We start from the raw sequence: 26464 nt of genomic DNA, 5'->3' as shown, positions 1-26464 counted from the left end.
GGAGGCAAAACTCTGGTGCGAAGTGCTGCCGGTACTAATGCCCGGTAATCGCCATCTGGAAAGTGGTGGTCATCCACAACATCGACCAAGGAATCAGCGTCCAAAACGTGCCCATCCACGGGCGCCAGCGAATGTAATTGATGTACTTGCGGTACAAGATGACACCGCAACCAATCGTGCCCCACACCGGCACAAGGCTCGTGGCCAGCGGCCACCAGATCTGTGCCGAACGCGAACAGATCCACGTCGCCTGCCCAGACTCGCACAGCGGGCCGCCCTGTGCGCGGGCGACGAGGGCAAGCAGGAATGCGATGAGCACGGTGCCAAAAATGACCGCGAAGGCATAGATAATCGCCTGCTTGGTCGAGCGCTTGTTCTTTTTTGCAATCAGCAGGGGATCGGGGGCGTCGGCGAGCTCGTCGAAGGTCGTCGGGGCTGGCCTAAAACGGTTGGCATAATCGGCATCCGAGGAAAGATCATTTTCCGGATGTCCCATATGAATGCTGTTCACCGAATAATTCCTCCCTACCGGACACTGGCGAAGCCACTACGGCCCCGTGAGAAAAATCATCTTCCTAGTGTGCCCCCGGGCGCAAGATGATCTCATGAATATGCCCATCTTTAGGGGTATTCAGGGCATGGAGAACGCTGCGCCCTACCGTTTCCGGCGCAAGAAATTGTGCCGGATCATAGGTTCCGCCCTCGCTGGCCACGATGGCCCGCTGCATGTCGGTGTCGATTCTACCTGGGAAGATGCCGGTCACGCGCAGTAAGGATTCCTCGGCGCGCAGCGCATCGCACCACGCACGGGCGGCGAACTTGCTCGCCGCATAAGCCCCCCAATTGGGGTTGGCACGCTTTCCCGCACCGGAGTTGATGTAAATCACCTGCCCGCGGGACTGGCGAAGCTGTGGCAGTAACATCTGCGTCAGCTCCACCGGGGCATGGAGGTTGACCGTCATGTGGTGCTCCCACTCGGCGCGGCTGGAAGACTCGGTGGTGCCGAGGCTGCATACCCCGGCGCAGTGGACGAGGGCATCAACCTGCTCAAAGCTCGGCACCTGCCCGGCCAGTGGCCTGGTGAAATCGGCCTGCCACCACTCGATAGCGCCATTTCCATCGAGGCCTTCTGGCAGGGCGCTTCGGTAGTGAGCCTTGACGCGGTAGCCGGCGTCGGCAAGCGCAAGCGATACGGCCAGGCCGACGCCACGGCTGGCACCGGTGACTACGGCGATCGGAGCGGTGGAAGGCGAGTGGTCGTTCACGATTCAGATCCTCCTAGTCGGCAACTTCCTGCAGCATCAACACGGGCACGCGCACGTGGGGCAGGATCTCGGCTGCCTGGGATCCCACGAACACCCGCTCAAGGGCACGCATGGGAGTAGAGCGCAGGCACAGCAGATCCCCCTTCTTCCACTTAACCGCGTCGAGCGCGCCCGACCAACCCGAACCGGAGGCCACCTCTGTTTCCACGGCCAACTCGGGGAAGTGCTCGTGCAGGCGATCGCCTAGCCGATCGAGGATCGCCCACGTGTTCTCGCGCCATTCCAACGCCAAGTCTGTTGGCAGCTCGAGCGACTGGGTCACCGGCGCCTGCCCGAATCCGGAGGGCGAGAGCGCCACGATGCGCAGCGGAACACCCCAACTTTCGGCCATGGCCGCAAGGCGCAGCAGATGCTGGGTGGGATCGCTGTCATCGACATGCGCGTAGTTGAGGCGGGTAATGCCACGTTTGGATAGCTTGGGACTCCGCGGTGCCAGTCCCAGAGAGATGGGCGAAGAATGCAGCAGGGTTTCCGCCGTGGTCGAAGGAAGGAAGCGCCCCTTGGGGGCAGTGGCTCCCGAACCAAGTAGGATGACATCGGCCTCGAAATCGGCGGCTGCCTGCGCCAACAGCGCGGCTTCGTTGGAGCCGTCGGCGAAGATGGAAACCTTTTTGGCCAAGGAGGACTCCTCAATTCCCTCCTTGGATAGTTCAGCGCGCACTACCTTCTCGAGGCGGGCGGCTTCCTTTTTGAACCAACGCTTGTACTTCTCGCCGAGCTTGGTGATGGAAGGCGAAGGCCAGGGGCGAAGGAAGGTGGTCACACAGCGGATCTCGACTTCCGTGGTGCGGGCCAGCCAAGCGGCAACCTCGATGGTCTCGGTGCCGCCGGAGTTCGGTGACCACGCCACGAGCACCCTAATCGGGGACTTGGGCGGTGCAGTACGGTCCTGTGCGGAATTCTTCTTTGTCATGGAAGGGGATACTCAACAAACCAGTCGTGCGCTTCAAGCTCCCCTCCGATCGTAAAACCACAGTTAAGAACGGATAACTAATCGGTTAAGGGCGCTACTGACCTTTAAGGTTATCAGAGTATGCCTTGGCCAATTCATTGATTACGGGTGCGAGATTTCCAGCCATTTCCAAACTCTCAGGCGACAGGGTCTCTAGCATCTTGGCCAGGTGCTCGGTGCGTTCCTGTCCGACGCGAGCCAACTCGGCGCGCCCCTCATCGGTGAGCTTTACCTTCACGCCACGGCGATCCTGCTCGTCGCGGACGCGCTCGATCATGCCGCGTTCTTCCAATTGGTGCAGGGCATTGGAGGCGGTGGGCATGCGAATGCCTTCGGTCTGGGCGATGTGGCTAATGCGTGCCGGCCCCTCGGATTCGAGGCGGGTCATGATCGTCAGCTGCGGCCCGGTGAGCTTGGACTGTTCGGCCTGACGAAAATACAGCACGTAAAGCTGGGTCAGCGCCGGACGGATCTCGGCGGCAATTTCTAATGGGGTCTGTGAGGTCATGTAAGCATTCTATAAGAATCTGCAGCGGTAGATAGATTTGTACAACAAAGTAATCGATATTTATGTCTTGCAAGCTGCGGTTTTGTTTGCTTTCCGACGTTTACTTGGTGATCTAGCAGGTAAAAAACATCTCCTCGAAAGCCACAAGTGAGGTATCTGAATCGAACTGAGATCTACTGGATGAGGCAGGAAGGGGAAAGTGTGAGGCAGGAAAGTATGAGGAAGAGAACGTGAGAACCCTGCTGGGCGGAGACATATATTGTATGAGCGGAACTTCGAACTGCGTTGCCCGATGGAGGGGATATCGGTCAGCGAAATGGTGGCATCGATGGGAAGATGTGCAGGAGTATCTCGGTTGATAGGTGAGAGGCAAAGCAGAAAGCCAAGCCGCACCTAATAGGAAAGGCTTATGCGTCGGGTGGACGGACGGCGATGAGCTTGAAACCTGTCTTCTGCCACAGGAAAGAGGGGATGGTTAGACTGGGACGAATGATGCAGTTCAGCGGGGAGATCTCCCACCGGCTCAACCGGGCTCGGGTGTTGGCGAACTATTCGGCGGGGATCGTGGCAAGGCAGCAGTTATGTGATGCGGATTTTATCCTTGTGACCGCCTCCCGCTACCACGGGTTCCCGGCCGGCTACCCCTGTCCTGTGTGCGAGAGTGAGGAGCTGCGCCAGGTCTATTGGGTCTACGGCGATGCCCTCGGGAAGGGGTCGTCCACGGCTCGTAGCGTGGAAGAAATCGAGCGCTTTGCGGTTGAAGGCAAGGTCTTTCGCATGCACACGGTGGAGGTGTGCCCGGACTGTCGTTGGAATCACCTCCTCAAGGAAGTCACCGTGTCATGGCAGGCAGACTAAGACGACTAAGGCAGGGCAATGGTGATGAATACGCAAAAAGATACAAGGTGAGGTCAATTTCGAAGTGGCGACCTTAATAAATAGCCCACTTGGCTTTAGACTCAGTATTTAGATTTAGTCTGGCTAGGCGCCCGCACGTCGGTTTGCAACCCGATCAGTGCACGGCGCGCAGTCAGAGTTGACGGTAACGCGCACATTGAGGAAGCACGGATTTTAAGTGGCAGGAAATAACAGCTCACCCACCACACCTGAGGGCTCCACTGCAGGTGGTGGCACCACCAAGGCCTCGGGTGGCAAGCGACAGTTGAAGAAGAAGAGCAAGACGTTGCGCAACTCATTGCTAGCCCTCTTGTTGGTCATCATCTTGATCCCATTTGTTGCCTTCGGCATCGGCTACACCACAGCCACCGTGCCGAAGCCGGGTGAATTGGAGACCAAGCAGGTCACCGAGATCTACGCCTCCGACTCGACCACGGAGCTGGCACGCATCGTGCCACCGGAAGGCAACCGCCGAGAAGTCAGCCTCGACACCGTTCCGGAGGACACCCGCCACGCGGTGTTGGCTGCGGAGGATCGCGAGTTCTACAGCAATAACGGTTTCTCCATTACCGGCTTTGCTCGTGCCGCCCTGGGACAAATTACCGGCAATGCTTCCGCCGGCGGCGGCTCGACGATCACGCAACAGTACGTCAAGAAGATGGTGGTGGGAGAGGAACACTCCTACACCCGTAAGGCCAAGGAGCTGGTCTACTCGGTGAAGATGGCCAATGAGTGGTCGAAGGACCAGGTGCTCGAGGCCTATCTCAACACCATCTATTTCGGCCGCAATGCCTACGGCATTGACGCCGCCGCCCAGGCTTACTTCGATATTCCCGCTTCCCAGCTCGATGTGTCTCAGTCGGCCGTGCTGGCCGCCTCCATTCAGCGTCCCTCCCAGCTTGATCCGTGGTACAACCGCGAAGAAGCAGAAGATCGCTGGAATTATGTACTCGACGGCATGGTGAGCTCCGGTTGGCTCGATGCCACCACCCGCGCCAACCTCGTCTATCCGGAGACCATTGATCCGGCCCTGACCAGCGCCTACACCGAGGCAGAGGGTACCAACGGTCACATCAGGAACCAGGTTATGAGCGAGCTGGCCTCCGTGGGCATCACCGAGGAAGACGTGGAGACCAAGGGGCTGCGCGTTACCACCACCATCGACCCACAGGTTCAAAACGCCACCGTCGATGCCGTTCGCAGCAACCTCGAGGGCGAAAGCGGCAAGATCCGCATGGCAGCAGTCTCGATTGAGCCTGCCACCGGCGCCGTCCGTGGCTACTACGGTGGTGAGGACGCCACCGGTTATGACTATGCGAACGCGGCACTGCAGACCGGTTCGACCTTTAAGGTTTTCGGCCTCACGGCGGCCGTAGCACAGGGCATTCCGACATCCACGTACTACAGTTCCGATCCGTACGCCCTGCCCGGTGGAATTACCGTCACCAATGTTGGCGGTGGCTGTGGCGCCTGCTCGATCAAAACGGCGCTGCTGAACTCTTACAACACCAGCTTCCTGCGCCTGCAGGATGACTTGGAAAACGGCACGCAGGACACCGCCGACATGGCCCACAAATTGGGCGTAGCGGAGTCTTTGCCGGGGATCGACAAGACGCTGACCGAAAACGGTGGCCAGCCCTATGAGGGCGTTATTCTAGGCCAGTACCAGTCCCGTCCGCTGGATATGGCACACGCTCTAGCAACCCTAGCCAATTATGGCGTGCGACATGATGCTTATTTCGTTGAGAAGGTCGAGACCGCGGAGGGCGAGGTCCTCTACCAGCACGATGCCAACGCCTCCGCCCAGGAGGTCGTACCGAGCTGGGTGGCAACCAACGTGCTCGACGCCATGCTGCCGATTGCGTCCTATTCCAATGGCAACGTTTTGGCAGGAGGTCGCCAATCTGCCGCGAAGACCGGTACCACTCAGCTGGGGGATACCGGCTACAACAAGGATGCCTGGATGATCGGCGCGACCCCGCAGCTGGCGACCGCAGTGTGGGCTGGCACCGATGACAATTCTCCGCTTCTCAATTCCTGGGGTGGCCTGATGTACGGATCAGGCCTGCCCGCCTCGACGTGGAAGGACATCCTCGACGGCGCCTTAGAGGACAAGCCGAACGAGACCTTCAAACCAGCTGAGGAAATGGGCTTCTACAAGGAAGGCTCCTACGGTCAAACCTGGAGCTACTACGACAATGGCAGTGGCTACAGTGACTACACTGAGGGGACCACTACCGGCGGTACCTCCGACACGGCGGTACCCGATGCGCCCGCCGAGCAGGTGGCCCCGGTTGATCCGGGAGTCGGCGCTGGCGCAGATACCGACGCCGGTACCGATACTGGCGGTGGCGTGGAGATCTTGCCAGGAGTGGTCATCCCTGGTGAGCTGATCGGGCAATAGTTTGGTTGCTTGCCCGCGTCGACAGGCAATCAAGTGTCCTTGAAACCGCACTCGGTAAAGACAGGGGCGCGCTGCACAACGTCTGCGGCGCGCCCCCTTTTGTTACTTCATGTGGCCTGCTGGGACGGCGCATGGGTTTGCGTGTCGCGCGGGTGCGTTAGGGTTTAGTAAAAGAAATGCAGTTGCAGCCCCTGTGGTTACAGCTGCGCGAAGGATCACTAGGAGCTCGAAGGATTCGCGGTGGCTACACAGCAAGCACGAACCACGACCCACAGGCGTGAAGGCGGTGCCCATGAGGCGGCGGGCGGCAAGCGCGTCTTCCTTAGCGATCCCTCTCGCAGGGTCTCCCCGGTAGCCACCGAGCCTATTGCCTCGGACTTCGCGGCATTCATCGGCGGCCCGCTGGGACGCTTCGCCCGGGCCGGCACGCAGCGGTTGTGGACCCCCATCCGCGTGCTCATTGTGGCGTCGCTAACTTTCCTGAGCCTAGGGTTCCTTGCCAAGGCCAACTGCATTCAGGGCAACATGGTCGACGGGGTCGCGGTGCTGGACTGGGCCGGCAATCGCCAATACACCTCAGCCTGCTACAACGACATCGTTCCGCTCTATGGCGGACGTGGGCTTGACGCACCGGGATTCCCCTATGCCTACAGTTGGGTGGAGGGTGAGCGCACAAGATACATGGAATACCCCGTGCTAGCGGGCATTTTCCAGTGGATCATGGCCGTGATTACTCGTGCTATCTACCCCGCGGTGGAAGTACTCCCGTTGGCTATCCCGGAAGTTGCAGTTTACTTTTCCCTCAGTGCGTTGGTCATGGGAATGATGTGGGTGTGCGTGGTTCGGCTGGTGGCCGAACTGGCAGGCAACCGCGTGTGGGACGCCATTCTGGTGGCATGTTCTCCACTGGTGATCATGCATGCATTCACCAACTGGGACATTCCCTCGATCTTGGCGGCGACGCTGGCGTTGTGGGCGTTTAGTCGACGCAATGCATGGATGGCTGGCGTATGGATCGGCATCGGTATCTCCATCAAGCTGTGGCCACTTTTCCTGTTGGGCGCGTATTTCGTTTTGTCGGTGCGCAGCCGCAACTTCGTGCCGTTGGTGAAGATGACCGTGGCCACCGTGGTCACGTGGGTCGTGTGCAACGTGGGTGTGTGGCTTGCCTACCCGCAGGCCTGGGGCGAGTTCTACCGCCTTAATACCACCCGCGGCTGGGAGTGGACCACCATTTATGCGGTCATCTCCCGTGAGTTCGGCTGGGCTGGGTTCGACGGTCCCGGTACGCCGACCACTCTTAACACGGTCTCGTTCATTTTGTTTTTGGGAGCGTGTGCGGCGATTGCGGCGTTAGGCATCATGGTCGCCAGACGTCCCCGGGTGGCCGAGCTGTGTTATCTCATTGTTGCTGCCTTCCTGTTGACCAACAAGGTGTGGAGCCCGCAGTATTCGCTCTGGCTTGTCGTCCTCGCGGCGTTGGCCTTGCCGAATTGGCGTCTCATTTTTGCCTGGGCGCTTACCGACGCTCTTACGTGGCCAGTCCTGATGTGGCACATGATGGGTGAAGACAACAAGGGCGTGCCGGGACACTTCCTCGACATTTTCGTTCTCGGTCGGGATGGCTTCATCATCGCCATTGCGGTGCTGGTTATTCGTCAGATGCTGGGCAAGCGAGTTGATCCCGTGCGCCGGGATCATGATGGGCATGACCCGCTGGCTGGAGAGCTCGATGACGAGATCGTTCCGGTGGTGTCGCAGTCACCAGTGAAGAAACCAGCCGAGGCTACTGACGTGAATCTTGAGGCAGAAGCTCACGCCTCCCGCGACGTCAAGCATGTCGCCGAATAAGTACGTCCCGTGGACGTCGGAAAGCAAACTCAACAAAGGAAATCATCGCAATGTCAATGCCAGTAATGTTTGCCACCATGGGAAGCGTATTCGTGGGCTTTCTCTTCTTCGGTTCGGCTTTTGCCAGCTTCATGTACAACAAATCAAAGAAGCAGATATGGACGCTATTTAGCATCGCGATCGTGCTTATCACCATCGTGCCCTTGCTCATTGGAATATACGTGGCCAACAACCCGAGCTAGGGACTGCCACGGGCACGGACTTTCGTCCCCTGCCGTACCCAAGGCACACATTCTTTTCAGTCGCACAAGTCAACCGTGCCTTGGATTCGGGTCCATTGTCTCGCCGCTGCGGGTGAAGTAGGCAGAGTTGGAGCGGAAGTGCGCAAATGCGGGCGCGTGGGCTGGACTTTTGGGATGACTTCCGTTATCTTAGAAAGGTTGCTGACGCAACGAACCCTCCTGCCACAGCCAATTCGGGCTGTGGCCGAATCAAATTACTACAAGACCATAGGAGGTGATGAGGTCCGTGCGTCACTACGAAGTTATGGTCATTCTGGATCCTTCCCAGGATGAACGCACTGTTGCCCCGTCCCTGGACAAGTTCCTCGAGATCGTCCGCAAGGAAAACGGCACCGTGGAAAAGGTTGATATCTGGGGTAAGCGCCGTCTGGCCTACCCAATCGCCAAGAAGGAAGAGGGAATCTACGCTGTAGTGAACCTCAACTGCGAGTCCGCTACCGTCCTGGAGCTCGACCGCGTTCTGAACCTGAACGACAGCGTTCTGCGTACCAAGGTTCTGCGCAACGACAAGTAACGCTTTCGCCTATATTTGAGGCAAAGCTGAACTTTTGGCGTAAGTGAACCGGTTTCTTCTTGCGCATCCAATCCACAAAAGTTCCACGTTAAGTACCACAAGCAGTTCGACTTTAAGGAAGAGAACATGGCACAGGGAGACGTCAACATCACTGTTGTCGGCAACATTGTCGCCGACCCAGAGCTCCGCTTCACCCCCAACGGTGCTGCGGTGGCGAATTTCCGCGTCGCATCCACCCCACGTCGATTTGATAATCAGACGAACCAGTGGGTCGATGGCGAAGCTATGTTCATCAGTTGCAACATCTGGCGTCAGGCCGCCGAGAATGTGGCGGAATCCCTCACAAAGGGCACCCGCGTTATCGTCACCGGTCGCCTCAAGCAGCGCTCTTACGAAACCCGCGAGGGTGAAAAGCGTAGCGTCATGGAGATTGACGTCGACGAGGTCGGCCCATCCCTGCGCTACGCAACCGCAACCGTCAACCGCAACGCCCGCGAGGGCGGCAACTTTGGCGGCGGCAACGCTGGTGGTTCTTACGGAAACAATGGTGGCGGCTTCAATGGCGGCGGCCAGGGCGGCTTCGGCGGAGGTGCTCAAGGTGGCTTTAACCAAGGCAACCAGGGCGGCTTCCAGGGTCAGCCGGGCTCATCGCAGCAGGCCCAACGTGGCAGCACCGAACCAGACCCATGGAACAGTGCGCCACCAGCTAGTGGATTCGGTGGTGCCGATGACGATCCGCCGTTCTAAGGCGATCGATAAGCACTAATATCAACTGATTTTCACACTTTCCTCTTTCCTGGAGACTTTCGCCCCGCTTGGGCTGGAGGTGCCAATAGGGAAAGAGGCCGTAAAACGAAAGGCAGGGATCATGAAGCTGATCCTCACCGCCGACGTTGACAACCTCGGTGTCGCAGGCGACATCGTGGAGGTCAAGGACGGCTACGGACGTAACCTCCTGCTTCCTCGCGGCCTGGCCATCGTGGCCACCCGTGGTGCCGAGAAGCAGATCGAGGGCATCAAGCGTGCTCAGGAGGCTCGCGCAATTCGCGATCTCGATCACGCACGCGAAGTCAAGGCTGCAGTTGAGGCACTCGAGGGTGTCTCCGTTGCAGTCCGTACCTCGGACAAGGGCAAGCTCTTCGGCTCCGTTTCCGCTGAGGACATCGCCGCTGCTGTCAAGCAGGCCGGCGGCCCGACCCTGGACAAGCGTTCCATCGAACTTCCTAAGGGCTTGATCAAGTCCACGGGCAAGTACTCCGTGAACGTAAAGCTGCACTCCGACATCGCAGCAAAGGTGAACTTTGAGGTTGTTGCTGCCTAATCTCTAGGCAACAACAACGGCTAGATTTCTAGCCCAACGACAACAGCAGACGAACGGCCCCCTCCCCTTCAACGGGAGTGGGGCCGTTCGTTTATTCTCACCCCAACTGGCGTGATGCAGACACCGCTAGGTGATAGATCGGAGGAAGGAATACTCCGCAAACCTGTGAGAATTACGACCTTGACATCTGGATTTTTTTACCTGTGGATAACGCTGGGGACAAATTGAAAAAAGAATGCCCTGCATATGGGTTTAGGGCTAAAAAACACCAAAATTCCGTTTGTCAAACCCGCAGGTGACAAGGTTGTTCACTGAATTTTCATCGAATTCCACAGGCCGGTGAAAAACTCAAAAAGGCTGTGACCAGCGGGAATAGTAGGCGTTTCGACCCGGGGTGGTGGTACGTCCATCACTTATCCACAGAAGGTGTGAGTTTTCACCACGGATTTCCCCAAGCAATGTGGACACCTGTGGATAACTCTGTGGACAACCACGCTTACTCGATGTCGACAACCCTGTGGGGACTGCCCAAAACTTAAGAAAAATCACGTGGATTAGCGCCGTCATTTTTAGGATTCAGGGGAAACGTGTTCAGGCCGCTGGGGTGGGGGTGTTCGAAAAGACCTGTCGCGAGGTCGGAGCCATCGTGTAGAAATGGGCTATGGAAAAACGCAACACACCACCGGATACAATCGCTCCGAACGAGGCCATCCCTGAGGGCCTTCATCAGCGCGGCCTCGGTAAGGTTGCGGAAGCAGGTAGTGCACAGAATCAAGGCCAACCTGCTGGCGGCCAGGTGGCGGACAAGAAGCCAGGCCCGGCGAGCGTCGGCAAGCAGAAAGGGGCGGCACCACACGATTCTGAGGGATCATCGTCAAGTGCTCAAGCGGGCAAGGACGCTAGCACCCGCAGACGGCACATCACCCCCATCGAGGACTACGCGCTGCTCAGTGATCTGCAGACGGGGCCGCTGGTTTCCAGAGAGGGTTCGATCGACTGGCTGTGTCTGCCACGCTTTGACTCCGCGGCGGTCTTTAGCGCCTTGCTCGGTACCGCCGATGATGGTCGCTGGCGCCTGGCCGTTCGCGGTGGCATGGTGCGCGAGCGCCGGTATCTGGGGGATACCCTCATCGTCGAGACAATCTGGGAGTGCCCCACGGGCACCGCCAAAGTGATTGACTTCCTGCCGCCGTCCACGGTGCAGGCAGACGTTGTACGGATAGTGGAATGTATCAGCGGTGAGGTCACCATCGTCCAAGACCTGCGGGTGCGTTTCAATTATGCGCGCGCATTGCCGTGGTTTAGCAATCAGGTGCTGCCCGACACAGGGGAACAGGTCTTGGTGTGTAAAGCCGGGCCGGATGGATTATTGCTGCACGGGCCGATGCTCACACCTGCCACGGACGATGACCTTGAAGAAGGCCAATCCGGGCTACTGCCACGGCTGGTGGGCAGCTTCCGCATGACCGCCGGCGAACGCCTGGCATGGTCGCTGACCTGGTTCCCGTCGTGGCAACAACTGCCGGTTCCCATGGATGCGCATTCGGCGTTGCTGCTGACCAAGGATTTCTGGCAGTCCTGGCTGGCCGCAGTCGAGGTGGATTCACCCTGGGCGCGGCTCGTACGTCGGTCTTTGCTAGTGCTACGCGCGCTGACCCATTCAGATACCGGCGGCATCGTCGCAGCCCCGACCACCAGTCTGCCGGAGGACTTCGGTGGCGAACGCAATTGGGACTACCGCTATACCTGGCTGCGCGATGCGGCCCTGACCGTGGAAGTCATGGCCAGCCACGGGCTCGTCGAGGGCGCGTTGGACTGGCGGGATTGGCTGCTGCGTGCGGTGGCAGGGGATGTGGAAAACCTGCAGATCATGTATGGCTTGGGCGGCGAGCGAGAGCTGCAAGAAAAGGAATTGCCCCACCTTGCTGGCTATGCGGATTCCCGCCCGGTGCGCATCGGCAACGGCGCGGCCGCGCAGTATCAGGCCGACGTGGTCGGTGAGGTGATGCTGGCATTGGCAAGGCTGCGCGATGCCGGATACAAGGAAGACGAATACTCGTGGGGCCTGCAAAAACAGCTCCTGGACTATCAGACCTCGCACATTCACGTCAAAGACCACGGCATTTGGGAGATGCGTGGGCAACAGCGCTTCTTTACCCACGGTCGAGTAATGATGTGGGCGGCCTATAACGAAGGCATTAGGGCAGTCGAGCAACACGGCCTCGATGGTGATGTGGAAAGTTGGCGGTTTTATCGCGATCGGCTGCGCGAGGAGATTCTCAAGAACGGCTACAACGAAAGCCTGGGCGCGTTTACGCAATTCTACGAGGGTGACACGGTGGATGCTTCCTTGCTGCAGCTCCCGCATACCAGGTTTATCGAGGCATCGGATCCGCGGATGCTGGCTACCGTGGCGGTGATTGAAAAGGAGCTCGTGGACGAGCACGGGTTCGTTTTCCGCTACCGCACCGAGGGCGGTGTCGACGGGCTTGCCGGCGACGAGAGTCCGTTTTTGATCTGCACGTTCTGGCTCATCGAGCAGTACGCCGCCTCCGGGAGGCTGGCGGAGGCTAAAGAGAAGATGCAGTTGGTCGCAGGCGTTGCTAATGATGTCGGCCTGCTGGCCGAGGAATACGATCCCATCAATAAGCGCCTGGCGGGAAACTTCCCGCAGGCCTTTTCCCACCTTGCGCTTATTCGCGCCGCCGATGCCATCGCCCGGAAGGAAAAAGAGCAGGCCAGCTAACTACAAAGACCAGAGGTCGCAGGCGCATCCTTGCGGGTGGAGCCCTGCCGTTTCGTGGTGATCACCTTGTTGCGGGGAGAGGGAACCCACCCGCGCCGCATTTAGTCCTACAATCAGTAGGGCGCCTTTCGGGGCGCGTCTTTATTCGTTGTGCGTTGGCGCAACGGGGTGAAAACGATACATGGAAGGCGTGGGGTATTGTGTCCGCAGGTTTAGATGGCGCAAGCAATGCAAGCTTTGACGATGACTTCGTACCACCAATCGTCAATGATGAGCCCCCAGTGCCCGATGATTTGGACTACCCACCGGATTTTGGCACTGAGCTCACCCCGGCGTTTGCCCAATCGCGTCCGCGTCAACAGTGGCGGGGCGGGGATCGCAAGCGCGGTGGCGCCAACCGGAATGCCAATCTCAATCCTTTCGGCGAGTTTCGTCAGCCACCGCATGATAATGAGGCTGAGCAGGGCGTGTTGGGTGCTATGCTCATGTCCCCGTCCACGGTGGTCGACATCATCGAGCTGCTCAGCCCCGAGGACTTCTACCGTCCGGCGCATGTGCTGATCTATCAGGCCATCATTGACCTGTTTGCGGATAACAAGGAGATCGACGCGGTGATCGTCGCCGCGCGCCTCGATCGCAATAACGATCTTGAGCGCGCTGGCGGTGCGCCGTATCTGCACACGCTTATCTCGAGCGTGCCGACAGCCGCTAACGCCCGCTATTATGCAGAAATCGTTGCCGAAAAGGCGCTGCTGCGCAAGCTTGTCGACGCAGGCACTCGCGTCGTCCAGCTCGGCTATGAGGGAACCGAAGGCGCGGAGATCGACGCCGTGATCGACATGGCGCAGCAACAGGTCTTCGATATCGCCAAGAAGTCAAAGACGGAAGACTATTCCGTGCTCATGGATCTGCTGCAGCCGACGATGGATGAGCTCGATGAGATCACCACCAACGGTGGCCTGGCGATGGGTATTCCAACCGGCTTCATCGACTTGGATAACTTGACCAACGGCCTGCACGGCGGTCAGATGATCATCGTGGCCGCCCGACCCGGCGTGGGCAAGTCCACCCTGGCTTTGGACTTTGTGCGGTCGTGCTCCATCAAGCACGGCAAGACCGCTGTCGTCTTCTCCTTGGAAATGTCGAAGTCAGAGATCGTCATGCGCCTGTTGTCCGCTGAGACCGAGGTCAAGCTCTCCGACATGCGCGCGGGCCGCCTCAACGATGAGGCATGGGCCAAGCTGGCCACGCGGGTGGGACAAATCGAAAACGCCCCGCTGTTTATTGACGACTCAGCCAACCTCACCATGATGGAGATTCGCTCGAAGGCTCGCCAGCTCAAGCAGAAGCATGATCTGCAGATGATCGTGATCGACTACCTGCAGCTGATGAGCTCAGGCAAGCGCGTGGAATCGCGCCAGCAGGAAGTCTCCGAGTTCTCCCGCCAGCTCAAGCTTTTGGCCAAGGAACTCGATGTCCCGCTGATTGCCATCTCGCAGCTCAACCGTGGTCCGGAATCCCGTACCGACAAGCGCCCGCAGATCGCCGACCTGCGTGAATCCGGCTCGCTGGAGCAGGACGCCGACATGGTCATGCTCTTGTACCGCCCTGACTCTCAGGACAAGGACAACGAGCGTGCCGGTGAGGCGGACATTATCCTAGCCAAGCACCGCGGCGGACCCATCGACACCGTGCAGGTGGCACACCAGTTGCACTACTCGCGCTTCGTGGACATGGCTCGCGGCTAGTTTCAGCAGCTTAACGCTAGTGCAAGACCTTGCCCTTTTGCTCCGGCAAGGTCCAGGCAGCAATCGCAGCGATGACGAAGGCCGCGCCGAAGAGTAGGAACAAGGCGTTGCGGCCGGCGGCGCCGATGATCAGCGGCACGATGAGCGGGGCGATGATCGAGGCGATGCGTCCGAATCCCGCAGCCGCCCCGGTGCCGGCCCCGCGCACCTTGGTGGGATACAGCTCCGGTCCGATGGCATACAGCGCACCCCAGGCGCCTAAGTTGAAGAAGCTGAGCAAGCATCCGGCGACGATGATCATCGCCGTGGTGTCGACGAAGCCGTAAAGACCCGCGGCGATCGCGGAGCCAGCCAAAAACACCGCCAGCGTTGTGCGCCTTCCCCACACCTCAATGAGCCACGCCGCCGCTGCGTAACCGGGCAGCTGCGCCAAAGTGATGATGAGGGTGAATTGGAAGGATTTGACGAGGCTGAAGCCGTCTTGCACGAGCAGGGAAGGGATCCAGATGAAGGCGCCGTAGTAGCTGAGGTTGATGCAAAACCAAACCGTCCACAGTGCGGCGGTGCGTCCGCGCAGCGCGGGTGCCCAGATCGAGGTCGCGGTTTCCGCCTCTGAGTCATCGTGCTTCCCGACGCTCACAGGCGCGCTCTTGTCTAGGCCGTTTGCCTGCGCGCGGATGCGTTTCAGTTCTTCTACGGGGACCTGTTCCTCGAAAGAACGTACGACCTGCTCGGCCTCGGCGAGCCTGCCGCGGGATTCCAGAAAGCGCACGGATTCCGGCAAGCCCAGGCGCACGTAGAGGGCATACAGCGCAGGCACGCAACCTAGCGCTAAGGCCCAGCGCCAGCCGTTGTCGCTGGCAGAGACCACGAAGGCGCCGATGGCAGCGGCCGCAATCCAGCCCAGTGCCCAAAAAGCCTCCAATGCCACGACCATGCGGCCGCGTACTTTAACCGGAGCGAATTCAGAGATCAGAGTTGAGGCAACGGGGAGCTCAGCACCGAGCCCCAAGCCCACGATAAACCTTAAGACGATAAGCATCGCTAGGCCCGTCGATAGGGCCGAAGCACCAGTTGCGATGCCGTAGGTCAACAAGGTGAGGGCGAAGATGCGGCGGCGGCCGAAGCGATCAGCAAGCAGGCCGCCGAACGTCGCGCCGATGGCCATGCCGATGAAACCGACTGAGGCTAGCCAGGAGGTATCGGTGGCGGTTAGTCCCCAGTGCTTGGCTAAGGCAGCCATGATGAAGGAAATAAGGCCGACATCCATCGCATCCAGCGCCCAGCCGAGGCCGGATCCAAATAGCATGCGCTTGTGTTTAGGGGTGAGGGGGAGGTTATCCAGGCGCGCGCTGCGCCCAGTTAGATTTGGTGAGCTCATCACATGTTCATCCTAAGACTCGGGGGTAGCAGCAAGGTGGAGCTATCCGCCTGGCACGCGCTGGGTCGGTCTGGGGCGGTGTGCGTCGGAAAGCAAAAAGCCACGACCGGCGGGAACCGATCGTGGCTGAAATAAACAATAAGAAAGCTCGCTCACTCTTTGAGCGCGTATCCGGCCTCCGCGACGGCTGCCGCGACATCAGCATCGGAGAAGTCCTCGCCGGTGACGGTAACGCGGCCACTGGCAAGATCGACCTCTACACCCTGGGCGCCAGCGACGTTTTCCAGCTCCTCAGTAACAGCTGCGACACAGTGTTCGCAGGTCATGCCCTCCACGTAGTAATTCTTGGTCATGATGTGAGGTCCTTTCACGGGGTTAACTCATAGGTTAATAACCACAACAGCTTAGCGCGCATACCTATTATCGCGTGGTGTCCGGGGGTCTTTAAACGTCATCTTCGCCACACCCGACCAAAAATCGAACCAGGTAGTAGAGCTGCGTTGCATAGGCTCCTCGCGTATGGCCACTCCGGCATGCGGCGGCGAAGCACACGACCGCGAAATACGAGGAAAAGAGGTGGGGAATAAGTTTCAGTCTTGTATGGTTAGGCTTCTATAGAACGGACCAATAGGCCCAACTACTACAACCCAAGGGAGCAAATTCGTGGCAACCATTGCTGTTACAGAGGACACCTTTGAAAACACCGTGACCCAGGACGGCATCGTCCTCGTTGATGCCTGGGCATCGTGGTGCGGCCCGTGCCGCGCATTCGCACCGACCTTTGAGAAGTCCTCGGAAAACCACCCGGACGCGGTATTTGCAAAGTTGGACACCGAGGCAAATCAGGGTCTGGCTGCGGCATTGCAGATCCAGTCCATCCCTACTTTGATGGCCTTCCGCGATGGCATCCTCGTCTACCGCGAGGCCGGCGCCCTTCCCCCGGCGGCACTTGAGGATCTGATTTCCCAGGTCAAGGCCCTGGATATGGATGAGGTTCGCGCGAAGGTTGCTGAGCAGAACCAGGCATAAAAAGGCCTTCCTTTACCCCGGTGTCACCGTCGTTGTTTGCGGTGGCACCGGGGTTGCGCTTTGCTTCGCTTTCCGACGCCAAGGTGGGGGAGCATTATCAATCTGGCCAACTGGGGGTGCACGAGGCCAGCGGCTGGCCGGTTTTAGGCACACATAATTTTCTTGCTTTCCGACATCTATGCTCATAAGTCATTAAGCTTGGTTGTTACAGCGACGCCTGGTTTTGACTTGCTTCAACTGGCGAAGCCCAACAAAACGGCACCAACACCTCAAGGACGGCTCACCATGGCAAACCCATTTACCAAAGGCTGGAAATATCTGACCGCTTCCCTTGATCAGAAGATCGATGAGAACGCGGATCCGCTCATCCAGATTAAGCAAGCAGCGGACGCCGCTAAAGAGCAGCATGCGCAGATTGCACAGCAGGCCTCGGCTGTGATCGGAAACCGCAACCAACTCGAGATGAAGCTCAATCGCCTTCTCGAGGAGCAAAAGAGTATTACCGACCGCACCCGCCAAGCCCTCCAGCTAGCCGACAAAGCCAACCTCGAGGGTGATGCCGCCAAGGCTGCCGAGTTCGGCAATGCCGCAGAGATCTATGCCAGCCAGCTGGTTAATGTCGAACAGCAGCTTGAAGAAACCAAGACTTTGCACGGCCAGGCTGTCCAGGCCGCGAAGCAGGCTAGCGAACAGGTCAAGCAATCCGAGGCCCGCCTGGCAGAGCATATGGCGCAGATCGACCAGCTGACCCAACAAGTCCAGCAGACCAAGATGCAAGAGACCACAAATAAGGCCATGAACCAGATGGACGCCCTCGCACCCGACGATGACGTCCCCACCCTCGATGCCGTTCGCGAAAAGATCGAGCGTCGCTATTCCAACGCGCTCGGTGCCCAAGAACTGACGCAGCACACAATGGATGGACGCATGGCCGAAATCGAAGCAAGCGGTGCAGACTTCAAGGCAGCCAGTCGCCTCGAGGAGATCCGTGCAGCGATGCGCAACGAGACCGCTGGCGGCCAGGCCCTCGAAGGTAAGAAGGACGCACCAGCCCTCGACAAGCCAGCCGATCCCGATGCCGACGAACATGTTATCGAGGCGCAGCCGGTCGAGGAAGACAAGAAGTAACAGGTGGCCAAGCAAACCAAAAACCCCGATTCGACACCCGTTTTGATGTCTAGAGAACTGGGGGTTTGGTGTTGGCTTATGACTTAGCGACCGCTAAGCAGCACCCCGCGGATGCCGGAGTGGAAGCCGTCGCGCAGGCTCACGCGCTGACTCTCGGTAAGCGTGTACTCGTGAAGGGTCTCGCAGGCAAACTGCAGCAACGGGCGATCGATCTCCGGCGGGAGGCCGCCACCGGATAAAAGATGAGCGGAATCGCGCTGCTCACTGGTAGCGGCGTTTTCATACCACCACACCGCATATTGCTGCCCGACGTCGAAAGGTGTCTGAAAACCGGCAGATGACCACACTTCGTTGGGCAGCGGGACATAGCGTGAGCGGAGTTTGCGCCGAGGAGCCATCATCGATGGGTTGGGCGTGGGCTTGCTCGGTGGTGTCGGCTTGGCCTGTTCGGCGGGTGCGTGTTCCGTGGAATCCTCGCCGGAATGGGTTTCGCCTGGTTGCTGACCAGAAGCAGAGGGGTCTGCATCACCGGTCTCGGTCTCGACGGAGACCTCGAGGGACTCTTCCCGCGTCGACGTCACCGTGATGGTGCGGTGTGCACCCGGCTTCGGCACCGAAGAAGGCGCGGTTTGTTGGCGCTCGGCCGTGCAGTCTTCCGCGCTCAATGCCTCCTCACCAGGACGCGGTGCGACCGGGCGGGCGGCAGAAATCAGTTCGTCTTCGGACAGGTTAACGTCGGAAAGCGTAGGCTTTTCGGCGGCCACCTTGATAACGCCGGGGCTGGGTGCCCCGGCCGGCTCGCTGGTGTCGGCCGGACGCTGCGAACCAAGATCCGCAGCTCGCTCTGCAGGGCTTTCTTCGGAATCCTTCGCTTCGCAATTGTCTTGGGGGCCTTCGTTGTCCGGCATTCGAATAACCGGTGGCAGCGGGCCTTCGAGTACCTCAAGCTGCATGCATTCGGCAAAGTCCTCGCGCGGATCCAGGATCGTCGTTGAATCGCACGCGTGACGAAGCGCCGAAGACATCGAATCCCAGCCGAAGCCATAAAGATGGACCCGGACGCCGGCGTTGACGGCCTCCTGCACCCCAGGAATCATGTCGGCATCGCCCGAGACTAGAACGAGATCGGTGAAATCGCGGCGCACACCGGCAAGAACCATGTCCGCAACGAGGCGGGTGTCGACCGCCTTTTGCGTACGACGATCCCCCCATTCAATAAGCTGACCCGCACGCAATTGCACACCCTCGCAGGTGCGAAGCGCGCGCTGATAGCGGTGCGGACCAGAATCAGGAATGCCGTCATACCAAAGCTGACGATGTACCGGCTGGCCGAGCTGGTTGGTGACCATTAATCCCAAGGTGGCCACGACCTCGGGTAGGTCAATTTCTAATTGCGCGCGGGCGCCAATCTCCCATGAGTTGTAAAAGCTAGCGAGTAGATAACTGGTATCCACAAAAATCTGTGTGCGTTCAAGCATGGCTCCTGATATTCCGTTTCAAAATCTAAAAATAAAGTAGGTTTATGCGCTTTCTAGCATGCCCTATTTAGGTGGCCTACGTCGATAGGCTTAGCAAACTCCCAGCTCAACGAAGTACTGTGAGGCAAATGGAGAACAATTAAGGGGAATGGACGGGTGTAAGAATCCGCGGGCGCTAGCTGTCAAAATGCGGCGTCAAGGTGAGGGGCGAAAAACGGAGGAGACAATGCTTCGTGATTGCCGTGCACACTCATGGGATTCATGGCACGGATAGGCAAAATACGGATTGCCTTCCGCCAGTACTCAAGCAGGACCGTCGAAATATTGACTTAGAAGGAGGTGCTCCGAGGTTGAGCAGGGTTAGTTACACTTGTAACTAACCAACCCAGATAGGTGTTAGACCGCTAGAAAACTCCTTCCAGGATGTGGAGGTCCCTGCCGTGTCGATAGGCGATGAGATGACATGGCACCCGCATGTCCGGCGTGGTGAAAAGAGTGCTCGGACAAGTGAAGGAACAGTCAAGTGTCACCGGTAGTTATAGAAGCACCCTTGTATAGGCAGATCGCCTCCCTTGTTGAGGATGCGATTGTCAGTCAAGAACTGAAAGCTGGCCAACGGGCACCATCGACCAACGAGCTTGCTCGCTTCCATTCCATCAATCCCGCCACCGCGCGCAAAGGTCTAGCACTCCTTGTGGCCGAGGGGACCCTCGAACCGCGCCGAGGGATCGGAATGTTCGTGGCAAAAGATGCTGCATCCAAGATTCAGGGGCGCCGCCGCGAAGAATTTACGCAGCATTTTCTGGTGCCACTTGTCGATGAAGCCGTTCGATTGGAGCTTCCGCGTGCAGATATTCATGAGTTACTTGATCGGGTTGCTGAGTCGCGCGGGTTGTATCGATAGCGGTCTTTTTGCTTTCCGACGTGTGGGGTGAGGGTGGCGTGCTATGCATTGTGGAGTGTGAGCTGGGGGTTTGCGAAGTTTCGTGGTGGTGTGTAACTTAGTGCGAGTCGCTACGGCAGCCGGGAAGGCGCTGGTAGGGATGGATGACCGTAAGGTCGAGGAAAGTTCCTTAGCACAGTGTTTGACAGTGTGAAGCTGTTTTGTGTAAGGTTTTTTCTTACCGCGTTCAAACGGGTTTCAATGAGTTTTTGTTTCGTGTTTGTCGTGTGTTCATGTTGTTTGAGAACTCAATAGTGTACCAATGCACTGGTGAATCACTTTTTTGTGGTTTGCTTTGTTTGGGGAGCAGGGATTGTTTCTTGTGGTGTGTGTTGTTGGTTGGTGTTGGTGTGGCCGGCGAGTAGTTGCTTGCTTGTGAAATATTAATGCTGGTTGATGATGCATGTTGGGGAATGGTTTTTGTTTCTTTGACGTGTTTGTGTGTCGTGTTTTTCCTCGTCGGATGGCGGCACACATGTTTTTTCATCTATTTTTTTGGACAATCATTTTTGCGACACATTTTGTTGTGTTGTGGGCTGGTTGTTTGTTTTTTGTCTGGTTTCAGGCTTTCCTGACCTTTTTTGAATGAGAATGTTTTTTCTTGTTTTTTGTGGAGAGTTTGATCCTGGCTCAGGACGAACGCTGGCGGCGTGCTTAACACATGCAAGTCGAACGGAAAGGCCCAGCTTGCTGGGTGCTCGAGTGGCGAACGGGTGAGTAACACGTGGGTGATCTGCCCCTAACTTCGGGATAAGCTTGGGAAACTGGGTCTAATACCGGATAGGACAATCGTTTAGTGTCGGTTGTGGAAAGTTTTTTCGGTTAGGGATGAGCCCGCGGCCTATCAGCTTGTTGGTGGGGTAATGGCCTACCAAGGCGTCGACGGGTAGCCGGCCTGAGAGGGTGGACGGCCACATTGGGACTGAGATACGGCCCAGACTCCTACGGGAGGCAGCAGTGGGGAATATTGCACAATGGGCGCAAGCCTGATGCAGCGACGCCGCGTGGGGGATGACGGCCTTCGGGTTGTAAACCTCTTTCGACAGGGACGAAGCTTTGGTGACGGTACCTGTATAAGAAGCACCGGCTAACTACGTGCCAGCAGCCGCGGTAATACGTAGGGTGCGAGCGTTGTCCGGAATTACTGGGCGTAAAGAGCTCGTAGGTGGTTTGTCGCGTCGTCTGTGAAATTCCGGGGCTTAACTTCGGGCGTGCAGGCGATACGGGCATAACTTGAGTGCTGTAGGGGAGACTGGAATTCCTGGTGTAGCGGTGGAATGCGCAGATATCAGGAGGAACACCGATGGCGAAGGCAGGTCTCTGGGCAGTAACTGACGCTGAGGAGCGAAAGCATGGGGAGCGAACAGGATTAGATACCCTGGTAGTCCATGCCGTAAACGGTGGGCGCTAGGTGTAGGGGTCTTCCACGACTTCTGTGCCGTAGCTAACGCATTAAGCGCCCCGCCTGGGGAGTACGGCCGCAAGGCTAAAACTCAAAGGAATTGACGGGGGCCCGCACAAGCGGCGGAGCATGTGGATTAATTCGATGCAACGCGAAGAACCTTACCTGGGCTTGACATATACAGGACTGGGCCAGAGATGGTCTTTCCCTTTGTGGCTTGTATACAGGTGGTGCATGGTTGTCGTCAGCTCGTGTCGTGAGATGTTGGGTTAAGTCCCGCAACGAGCGCAACCCTTGTCTTATGTTGCCAGCGGTTCGGCCGGGGACTCATGAGAGACTGCCGGGGTTAACTCGGAGGAAGGTGGGGATGACGTCAAATCATCATGCCCCTTATGTCCAGGGCTTCACACATGCTACAATGGTCGGTACAACGCGCTGCGAGCCTGTGAGGGTGAGCGAATCGCTGAAAGCCGGCCTCAGTTCGGATTGGGGTCTGCAACTCGACCCCATGAAGTCGGAGTCGCTAGTAATCGCAGATCAGCAACGCTGCGGTGAATACGTTCCCGGGCCTTGTACACACCGCCCGTCACGTCATGAAAGTTGGTAACACCCGAAGCCCATGGCCTAACCCCTTTGTGGGGAGGGAGTGGTCGAAGGTGGGATCGGCGATTGGGACGAAGTCGTAACAAGGTAGCCGTACCGGAAGGTGCGGCTGGATCACCTCCTTTCTAAGGAGCATATATTTTTTTGTGTTGGTGGCTGGTTAGTCACCATTTGTTTTTTCTAATCCGGGTGGAACACGCCACCCCGACACGAATGTGTGCCACACGGTGGGTGTGGCTGGTGTTGGGGTTTGTGGCATCGACTGGATGATACGCACCACCTTGTGTGTTGCAGTCCTGGTTTTTTGTGTTTCTCAAACTGTGTGTGTTGGTGTGCTGTTGGGTGTCTGGAACATGCATGTGTGTGTTTCTGGTGGCCTTGCTGCTACTGCTGCCTTTTTTTGTGCCTCTTTTTTTGTGGGGTGTGGGTGGTTGGTGGTGGTGGGGTGTGTTGTGTGAGAACTGTATAGTGGACGCGATGTAATTTCATTGTGCCTGCATGACTGTGTGTTGTGTGGGTGGGGTGAGAATTAATTTTTTTTTCTTGTTCTTTGTTTTTAGTATTTTTTGTCTTTGGCAATTTTTTGTGTGTGTGTTGTTTGGTTAAGGGCACACGGTGGATGCCTTGGCAGCTTGAGCTGATGAAGGACGTGTAAGGCTGCGTTAAGCCTCGGGGAGTTGCCAATAAAGCGTTGATCCGAGGATGTCCGAATGGGGAAACCTGGCCGTGGTTATGTGCGGTTACCCACTGGTGAATTCATAGCTGGTGTGGGGGTTACGCGGGGAAGTGAAACATCTCAGTACCCGTAGGAGAAGAAAACAATTGTGATTCTGCTAGTAGTGGCGAGCGAACGTGGATGAGGCTAAACCATGTGCATGTGATACCTGGCAGGGGTTGTGTGTGTGGTGTTGTGGGGTTCAACTGTTCCTGGTCTGCCAGCTGGGTGCGCAATGTCAATGCTGTTAGCGGAAGTGGTTTGGGATGACCTGCCGTAGAGGGTGAGAGTCCCGTACGTGAAGGTGGTGTTGGTTGTGTTGTTGGTGTCCCCGAGTAGCAGCGGGCTCGTGGAATCTGCTGTGAATCTGCCGGGACCACCCGGTAAGCCTAAATACTCAAGTTGACCGATAGCGGAATAGTACCGTGAGGGAATGGTGAAAAGTACCCCGGGAGGGGAGTGAAATAGTACCTGAAACCGTGTGCTTACAATCCGTCAGAGCCTCTTTTGTGGGGTGATGGCGTGCCTTTTGAAGAATGAGCCTGCGAGTCAGCGGCATGTCGCGAGGTTAACCCGTGTGGGGTAGTCGTAGCGAAAGCGAATCCTAACGAGGGTGTTTTTAGTGGCATGTTCTGGACCCGAAGCGGGGTGATCTACCCATGGCCAGTGTGAAGCAGCAGTAAGATGCTGTGGAGGCGCGAACCCACTTAGGTTGAAAACTGAGGGGATGAGCTGTGGGTAGGGGTGAAAGGCCAATCAAACTCCGTGATAGCTGGTTCTCCCCGAAATGCATTTAGGTGCAGCGTCGTGTGTTTCTTCCTGGAGGTAGAGCTACTGGTTGGTTGAGCGGGACCACAATCTTAGCAATGTCAGCCAAACTCCGAATGCCAGTGAAGTCAGAATACGGCAGTGAGACTGCGGGGGATAAGCTCCGTTGGTCGAGAGGGAAACAGCCCAGATCGCCGGTTAAGGCCCCTAAGCGTGTACTAAGTGGGAAAGGATGTGGGATCGCGAAGACAGCCAGGAGGTTGGCTTAGAAGCAGCCATCCTTGAAAGAGTGCGTAATAGCTCACTGGTCGAGTGGTTCTGCGCCGACAATGTAGTGGGGCTCAAGTACACCGCCGAAACCGCGGCAATCAACATTTGTTTGTTGGTTGGGTAGGGGAGCGTCGTGCACGACGATGAAGCACCTGGGTAACTTGATGGTGTGGAGTGTGTGCGAGTGAGAATGCAGGCATGAGTAACGAATGATATGTGGAAAACATATCCGCCGGATGACTAAGGGTTCCTGGGTTAAGCTAATCTTCCCAGGGTGAGTCGGGACCTAAGGCGAGGCCGACAGGCGTAGTCGATGGACAACCAGTTGATATTCTGGTACCCGTGTATACGCGCCCAATGGTGAATCGGGGATACTAACCACCCACAAGCATCACAATATGCAACTTGTTGTATCTGTGGTGGGCGTGCGTGGGACCTGATCTGGTAGTAGCCAAGTGATGGGGTGACACAGGTTGGTAGCCAAGCCACTTATTGGATTGTGGTGTAAGCGTGTGGCCCGTGATATAGGTAAATCCGTATCACATATAAGGGTAAGGCGTGATGCGTACCCATTGTTGGGGATGTTGGTGATCCTATACTGTCGAGAAAAGCCTCTAGCGAGTGTGTACATGGCCCGTACCCATAACCGACACAGGTGGTCAGGTAGAGAATACTAAGGCGTTCGGGTGAACTGTGGTTAAGGAACTCGGCAAAATGCCCCCGTAACTTCGGGAGAAGGGGGACCACTGCTGGTGACAGACTGATTGAGCTGGTGGTGGTCGCAGAGAATAGAGGGAAGCGACTGTTTATTAAAAACACAGGTCCGTGCGAAAACGTGGAAGTTGATGTATACGGACTGACGCCTGCCCGGTGCTGGAAGGTTAAGAGGACCTGTTAGCACACCCTTGCGGTGTGCGAAGCGGAGAATTTAAGCCCCAGTAAACGGCGGTGGTAACTATAACCATCCTAAGGTAGCGAAATTCCTTGTCGGGTAAGTTCCGACCTGCACGAATGGCGTAACGACTTCCCTGCTGTCTCAACCACAGGCCCGGTGAAATTGCAGTACGAGTAAAGATGCTCGTTACGCGCGGCAGGACGAAAAGACCCCGGGACCTTCACTATAGCTTGGTATTGGTGTTTGGTTCGGTTTGTGTAGGATAGGTGGGAGACGTTGATGCATCATCGCTAGGTGGTGTGGAGTCGCAAGTTGAAATACCACTCTGATCGGATTGAGCACCTCAACCTTGGCCCATGATCTGGGTTGGGGACAGTGCCTGGTGGGTAGTTTAACTGGGGCGGTTGCCTCCTAAAATGTAACGGAGGCGCCCAAAGGTTCCCTCAGCCTGGTTGGCAATCAGGTGTTGAGTGTAAGTGCACAAGGGAGCTTGACTGTGAGAGTGACAGCTCAAGCAGGTACGAAAGTAGGGACTAGTGATCCGGCACCTACGTGTGGAAGTGGTGTCGCTCAACGGATAAAAGGTACCCCGGGGATAACAGGCTGATCTTCCCCAAGAGTCCATATCGACGGGATGGTTTGGCACCTCGATGTCGGCTCGTCGCATCCTGGGGCTGGAGTAGGTCCCAAGGGTTGGGCTGTTCGCCCATTAAAGCGGCACGCGAGCTGGGTTTAGAACGTCGTGAGACAGTTCGGTCTCTATCCGCCGCGCGCGTTGAAACTTGAAGAAGGCTGTCCCTAGTACGAGAGGACCGGGACGGACGTACCTCTAGTGTGCCAGTTGTTACGCCAGTAGCAGCGCTGGTTGGCTACGTACGGAAGGGATAACCGCTGAAAGCATCTAAGCGGGAAGCCTGTTCTAAGATGAGGTTTCACTCGAGGTACCCCACAGACTATGGGGTTGATAGGCCAGAGTTGGAAGCATCGCAAGATGTGCAGACGACTGGTACTAATTTACCAACAAACAACAAACATCCTGCTAAAAACAAAACAACAACAAAAACACCGCGTCCACTATGCAGTATCTAACACAACACCAACACCAACAAACAACCTATAGTTCCAACAACACGTGTCGGTGGTCATAGCATTGGGGACACGCCCGGTCCCATTCCGAACCCGGAAGCTAAGCCCAATCACGCTGATGGTACTGCACCCGGGAGGGTGTGGGAGAGTAAGTCACCGCCGACACTAAAACTTCAAAAAAGCAAAAAAAGGGCCCCC

At 57.4% G+C, this 26464-nt stretch carries 19 protein-coding genes and 3 rRNA genes; 15 read left to right on the top strand and 7 right to left on the bottom strand.

The window, feature by feature from the left end; translation table 11 throughout:
• Positions 1 to 34 precede the first annotated feature (34 nt).
• From PAB09_RS12595 to PAB09_RS12580, 4 genes are all read right to left on the bottom strand, one after another.
• Positions 35 to 496 (bottom strand): hypothetical protein, encoded by a 462-nt coding sequence (locus PAB09_RS12595; RefSeq protein ID WP_271035400.1) that lies wholly within the window; start codon positions 494 to 496, stop codon positions 35 to 37.
• A gap of 79 nt (positions 497 to 575) precedes the next feature.
• Positions 576 to 1265, bottom strand: a complete 690-nt coding sequence (locus PAB09_RS12590; protein ID WP_271033976.1) for an SDR family oxidoreductase — start codon at positions 1263 to 1265, stop codon at positions 576 to 578.
• Positions 1266 to 1278: 13 nt separating this feature from the next.
• On the bottom strand, positions 1279 to 2238 hold the full coding sequence (locus PAB09_RS12585; RefSeq protein ID WP_271033975.1) for a universal stress protein: 960 nt from the start codon (positions 2236 to 2238) through the stop codon (positions 1279 to 1281).
• A 94-nt stretch (positions 2239 to 2332) separates the two neighbouring features.
• Positions 2333 to 2785, bottom strand: a complete 453-nt coding sequence (locus PAB09_RS12580) for a MarR family winged helix-turn-helix transcriptional regulator (RefSeq protein ID WP_271033974.1) — start codon at positions 2783 to 2785, stop codon at positions 2333 to 2335.
• Between the two features lie 489 nt (positions 2786 to 3274).
• Between PAB09_RS12580 and PAB09_RS12575 the strand changes: the two genes are divergently transcribed.
• The 9 genes from PAB09_RS12575 (at position 3275) to dnaB (ending at position 14568) form a co-directional block, all read left to right on the top strand.
• Entirely contained in the window at positions 3275 to 3643 is a 369-nt protein-coding gene (locus PAB09_RS12575) for a DUF5318 family protein (protein ID WP_271033973.1), read from the top strand.
• Between the two features lie 304 nt (positions 3644 to 3947).
• On the top strand, positions 3948 to 6086 hold the full coding sequence (locus PAB09_RS12570) for a transglycosylase domain-containing protein (RefSeq protein ID WP_271035399.1): 2139 nt from the start codon (positions 3948 to 3950) through the stop codon (positions 6084 to 6086).
• Positions 6087 to 6452: 366 nt separating this feature from the next.
• On the top strand, positions 6453 to 7937 hold the full coding sequence (locus PAB09_RS12565) for a glycosyltransferase family 87 protein (protein ID WP_271035398.1): 1485 nt from the start codon (positions 6453 to 6455) through the stop codon (positions 7935 to 7937).
• 50 nt (positions 7938 to 7987) lie between these two features.
• Positions 7988 to 8179: a hypothetical protein gene (locus tag PAB09_RS12560; protein WP_271033972.1), complete on the top strand. Its 192-nt coding sequence runs from the start codon at positions 7988 to 7990 to the stop codon at positions 8177 to 8179.
• A gap of 286 nt (positions 8180 to 8465) precedes the next feature.
• Positions 8466 to 8753 carry a 30S ribosomal protein S6 gene (rpsF, locus tag PAB09_RS12555; RefSeq protein ID WP_271033971.1) on the top strand — a complete coding sequence of 96 codons (288 nt, stop codon included), beginning with the start codon at positions 8466 to 8468 and terminating at the stop codon, positions 8751 to 8753.
• A 126-nt stretch (positions 8754 to 8879) separates the two neighbouring features.
• Positions 8880 to 9500, top strand: a complete 621-nt coding sequence (locus PAB09_RS12550; protein ID WP_271033970.1) for a single-stranded DNA-binding protein — start codon at positions 8880 to 8882, stop codon at positions 9498 to 9500.
• A gap of 121 nt (positions 9501 to 9621) precedes the next feature.
• A complete protein-coding gene (rplI, locus tag PAB09_RS12545; protein ID WP_271033969.1) occupies positions 9622 to 10074 on the top strand; it encodes a 50S ribosomal protein L9 in 453 nt (150 codons plus the stop codon).
• A gap of 661 nt (positions 10075 to 10735) precedes the next feature.
• Complete coding sequence (locus PAB09_RS12540) at positions 10736 to 12820, top strand: glycoside hydrolase family 15 protein (protein WP_271033968.1); 2085 nt, start codon at positions 10736 to 10738, stop codon at positions 12818 to 12820.
• A 200-nt stretch (positions 12821 to 13020) separates the two neighbouring features.
• The gene (gene dnaB / locus PAB09_RS12535) at positions 13021 to 14568 is read left to right on the top strand and encodes a replicative DNA helicase (RefSeq protein WP_271033967.1); all 1548 of its coding nucleotides are present in this window, start codon (positions 13021 to 13023) and stop codon (positions 14566 to 14568) included.
• A 16-nt stretch (positions 14569 to 14584) separates the two neighbouring features.
• Here the strand turns inward: dnaB and PAB09_RS12530 are convergent, their stop codons facing one another.
• Positions 14585 to 15811, bottom strand: coding sequence for an MFS transporter (locus tag PAB09_RS12530; protein ID WP_442873764.1), 1227 nt, complete (start codon positions 15809 to 15811; stop codon positions 14585 to 14587).
• 290 nt (positions 15812 to 16101) lie between these two features.
• Positions 16102 to 16302, bottom strand: a complete 201-nt coding sequence (locus PAB09_RS12525; protein ID WP_271033965.1) for a heavy-metal-associated domain-containing protein — start codon at positions 16300 to 16302, stop codon at positions 16102 to 16104.
• A 310-nt stretch (positions 16303 to 16612) separates the two neighbouring features.
• On the opposite strand from PAB09_RS12525, the gene trxA reads away from it, so the two are divergent.
• The gene (gene trxA / locus PAB09_RS12520) at positions 16613 to 16978 is read left to right on the top strand and encodes a thioredoxin (protein ID WP_271033964.1); all 366 of its coding nucleotides are present in this window, start codon (positions 16613 to 16615) and stop codon (positions 16976 to 16978) included.
• Between the two features lie 285 nt (positions 16979 to 17263).
• A complete protein-coding gene (locus PAB09_RS12515; RefSeq protein WP_271033963.1) occupies positions 17264 to 18106 on the top strand; it encodes a PspA/IM30 family protein in 843 nt (280 codons plus the stop codon).
• Positions 18107 to 18189: 83 nt separating this feature from the next.
• Here the strand turns inward: PAB09_RS12515 and PAB09_RS12510 are convergent, their stop codons facing one another.
• Positions 18190 to 19584 (bottom strand): NYN domain-containing protein, encoded by a 1395-nt coding sequence (locus PAB09_RS12510; RefSeq protein ID WP_271033962.1) that lies wholly within the window; start codon positions 19582 to 19584, stop codon positions 18190 to 18192.
• Between the two features lie 523 nt (positions 19585 to 20107).
• On the opposite strand from PAB09_RS12510, the gene PAB09_RS12505 reads away from it, so the two are divergent.
• The 4 genes from PAB09_RS12505 (at position 20108) to rrf (ending at position 26431) form a co-directional block, all read left to right on the top strand.
• Entirely contained in the window at positions 20108 to 20488 is a 381-nt protein-coding gene (locus PAB09_RS12505; RefSeq protein WP_271033961.1) for a GntR family transcriptional regulator, read from the top strand.
• A 646-nt stretch (positions 20489 to 21134) separates the two neighbouring features.
• Positions 21135 to 22657: ribosomal RNA gene (locus PAB09_RS12500) — 16S ribosomal RNA — on the top strand.
• Between the two features lie 467 nt (positions 22658 to 23124).
• Positions 23125 to 26212: ribosomal RNA gene (locus tag PAB09_RS12495) — 23S ribosomal RNA — on the top strand.
• 102 nt (positions 26213 to 26314) lie between these two features.
• A 5S ribosomal RNA gene (gene rrf, locus PAB09_RS12490) occupies positions 26315 to 26431 on the top strand.
• The 16S, 23S and 5S rRNA genes sit together here, the layout of an rRNA operon.
• Positions 26432 to 26464 lie beyond the last annotated feature (33 nt).

Origin of the sequence: Corynebacterium sp. SCR221107 (genome assembly GCF_027886475.1) — a bacterium.
GTDB lineage: Bacteria > Actinomycetota > Actinomycetes > Mycobacteriales > Mycobacteriaceae > Corynebacterium.
The sequence above is the reverse complement of the archived record's forward strand: the minus strand, read 5'-3'. Positions and strand labels throughout refer to the sequence as shown.

Coding starts and splice junctions, on each gene's coding strand:
- PAB09_RS12595 (WP_271035400.1), bottom strand. CDS start 496: ATGGGACATCCGGAAAATGATCTTTCCTCGGATGCCGATTATGCCAAC.
- PAB09_RS12585 (WP_271033975.1), bottom strand. CDS start 2,238: ATGACAAAGAAGAATTCCGCACAGGACCGTACTGCACCGCCCAAGTCC.
- PAB09_RS12580 (WP_271033974.1), bottom strand. CDS start 2,785: ATGACCTCACAGACCCCATTAGAAATTGCCGCCGAGATCCGTCCGGCG.
- PAB09_RS12575 (WP_271033973.1), top strand. CDS start 3,275: ATGATGCAGTTCAGCGGGGAGATCTCCCACCGGCTCAACCGGGCTCGG.
- PAB09_RS12560 (WP_271033972.1), top strand. CDS start 7,988: ATGTCAATGCCAGTAATGTTTGCCACCATGGGAAGCGTATTCGTGGGC.
- PAB09_RS12550 (WP_271033970.1), top strand. CDS start 8,880: ATGGCACAGGGAGACGTCAACATCACTGTTGTCGGCAACATTGTCGCC.
- rplI (WP_271033969.1), top strand. CDS start 9,622: ATGAAGCTGATCCTCACCGCCGACGTTGACAACCTCGGTGTCGCAGGC.
- PAB09_RS12540 (WP_271033968.1), top strand. CDS start 10,736: ATGGAAAAACGCAACACACCACCGGATACAATCGCTCCGAACGAGGCC.
- PAB09_RS12530 (WP_442873764.1), bottom strand. CDS start 15,811: ATGGCTGCCTTAGCCAAGCACTGGGGACTAACCGCCACCGATACCTCC.
- PAB09_RS12525 (WP_271033965.1), bottom strand. CDS start 16,302: ATGACCAAGAATTACTACGTGGAGGGCATGACCTGCGAACACTGTGTC.
- PAB09_RS12515 (WP_271033963.1), top strand. CDS start 17,264: ATGGCAAACCCATTTACCAAAGGCTGGAAATATCTGACCGCTTCCCTT.
- PAB09_RS12510 (WP_271033962.1), bottom strand. CDS start 19,584: ATGCTTGAACGCACACAGATTTTTGTGGATACCAGTTATCTACTCGCT.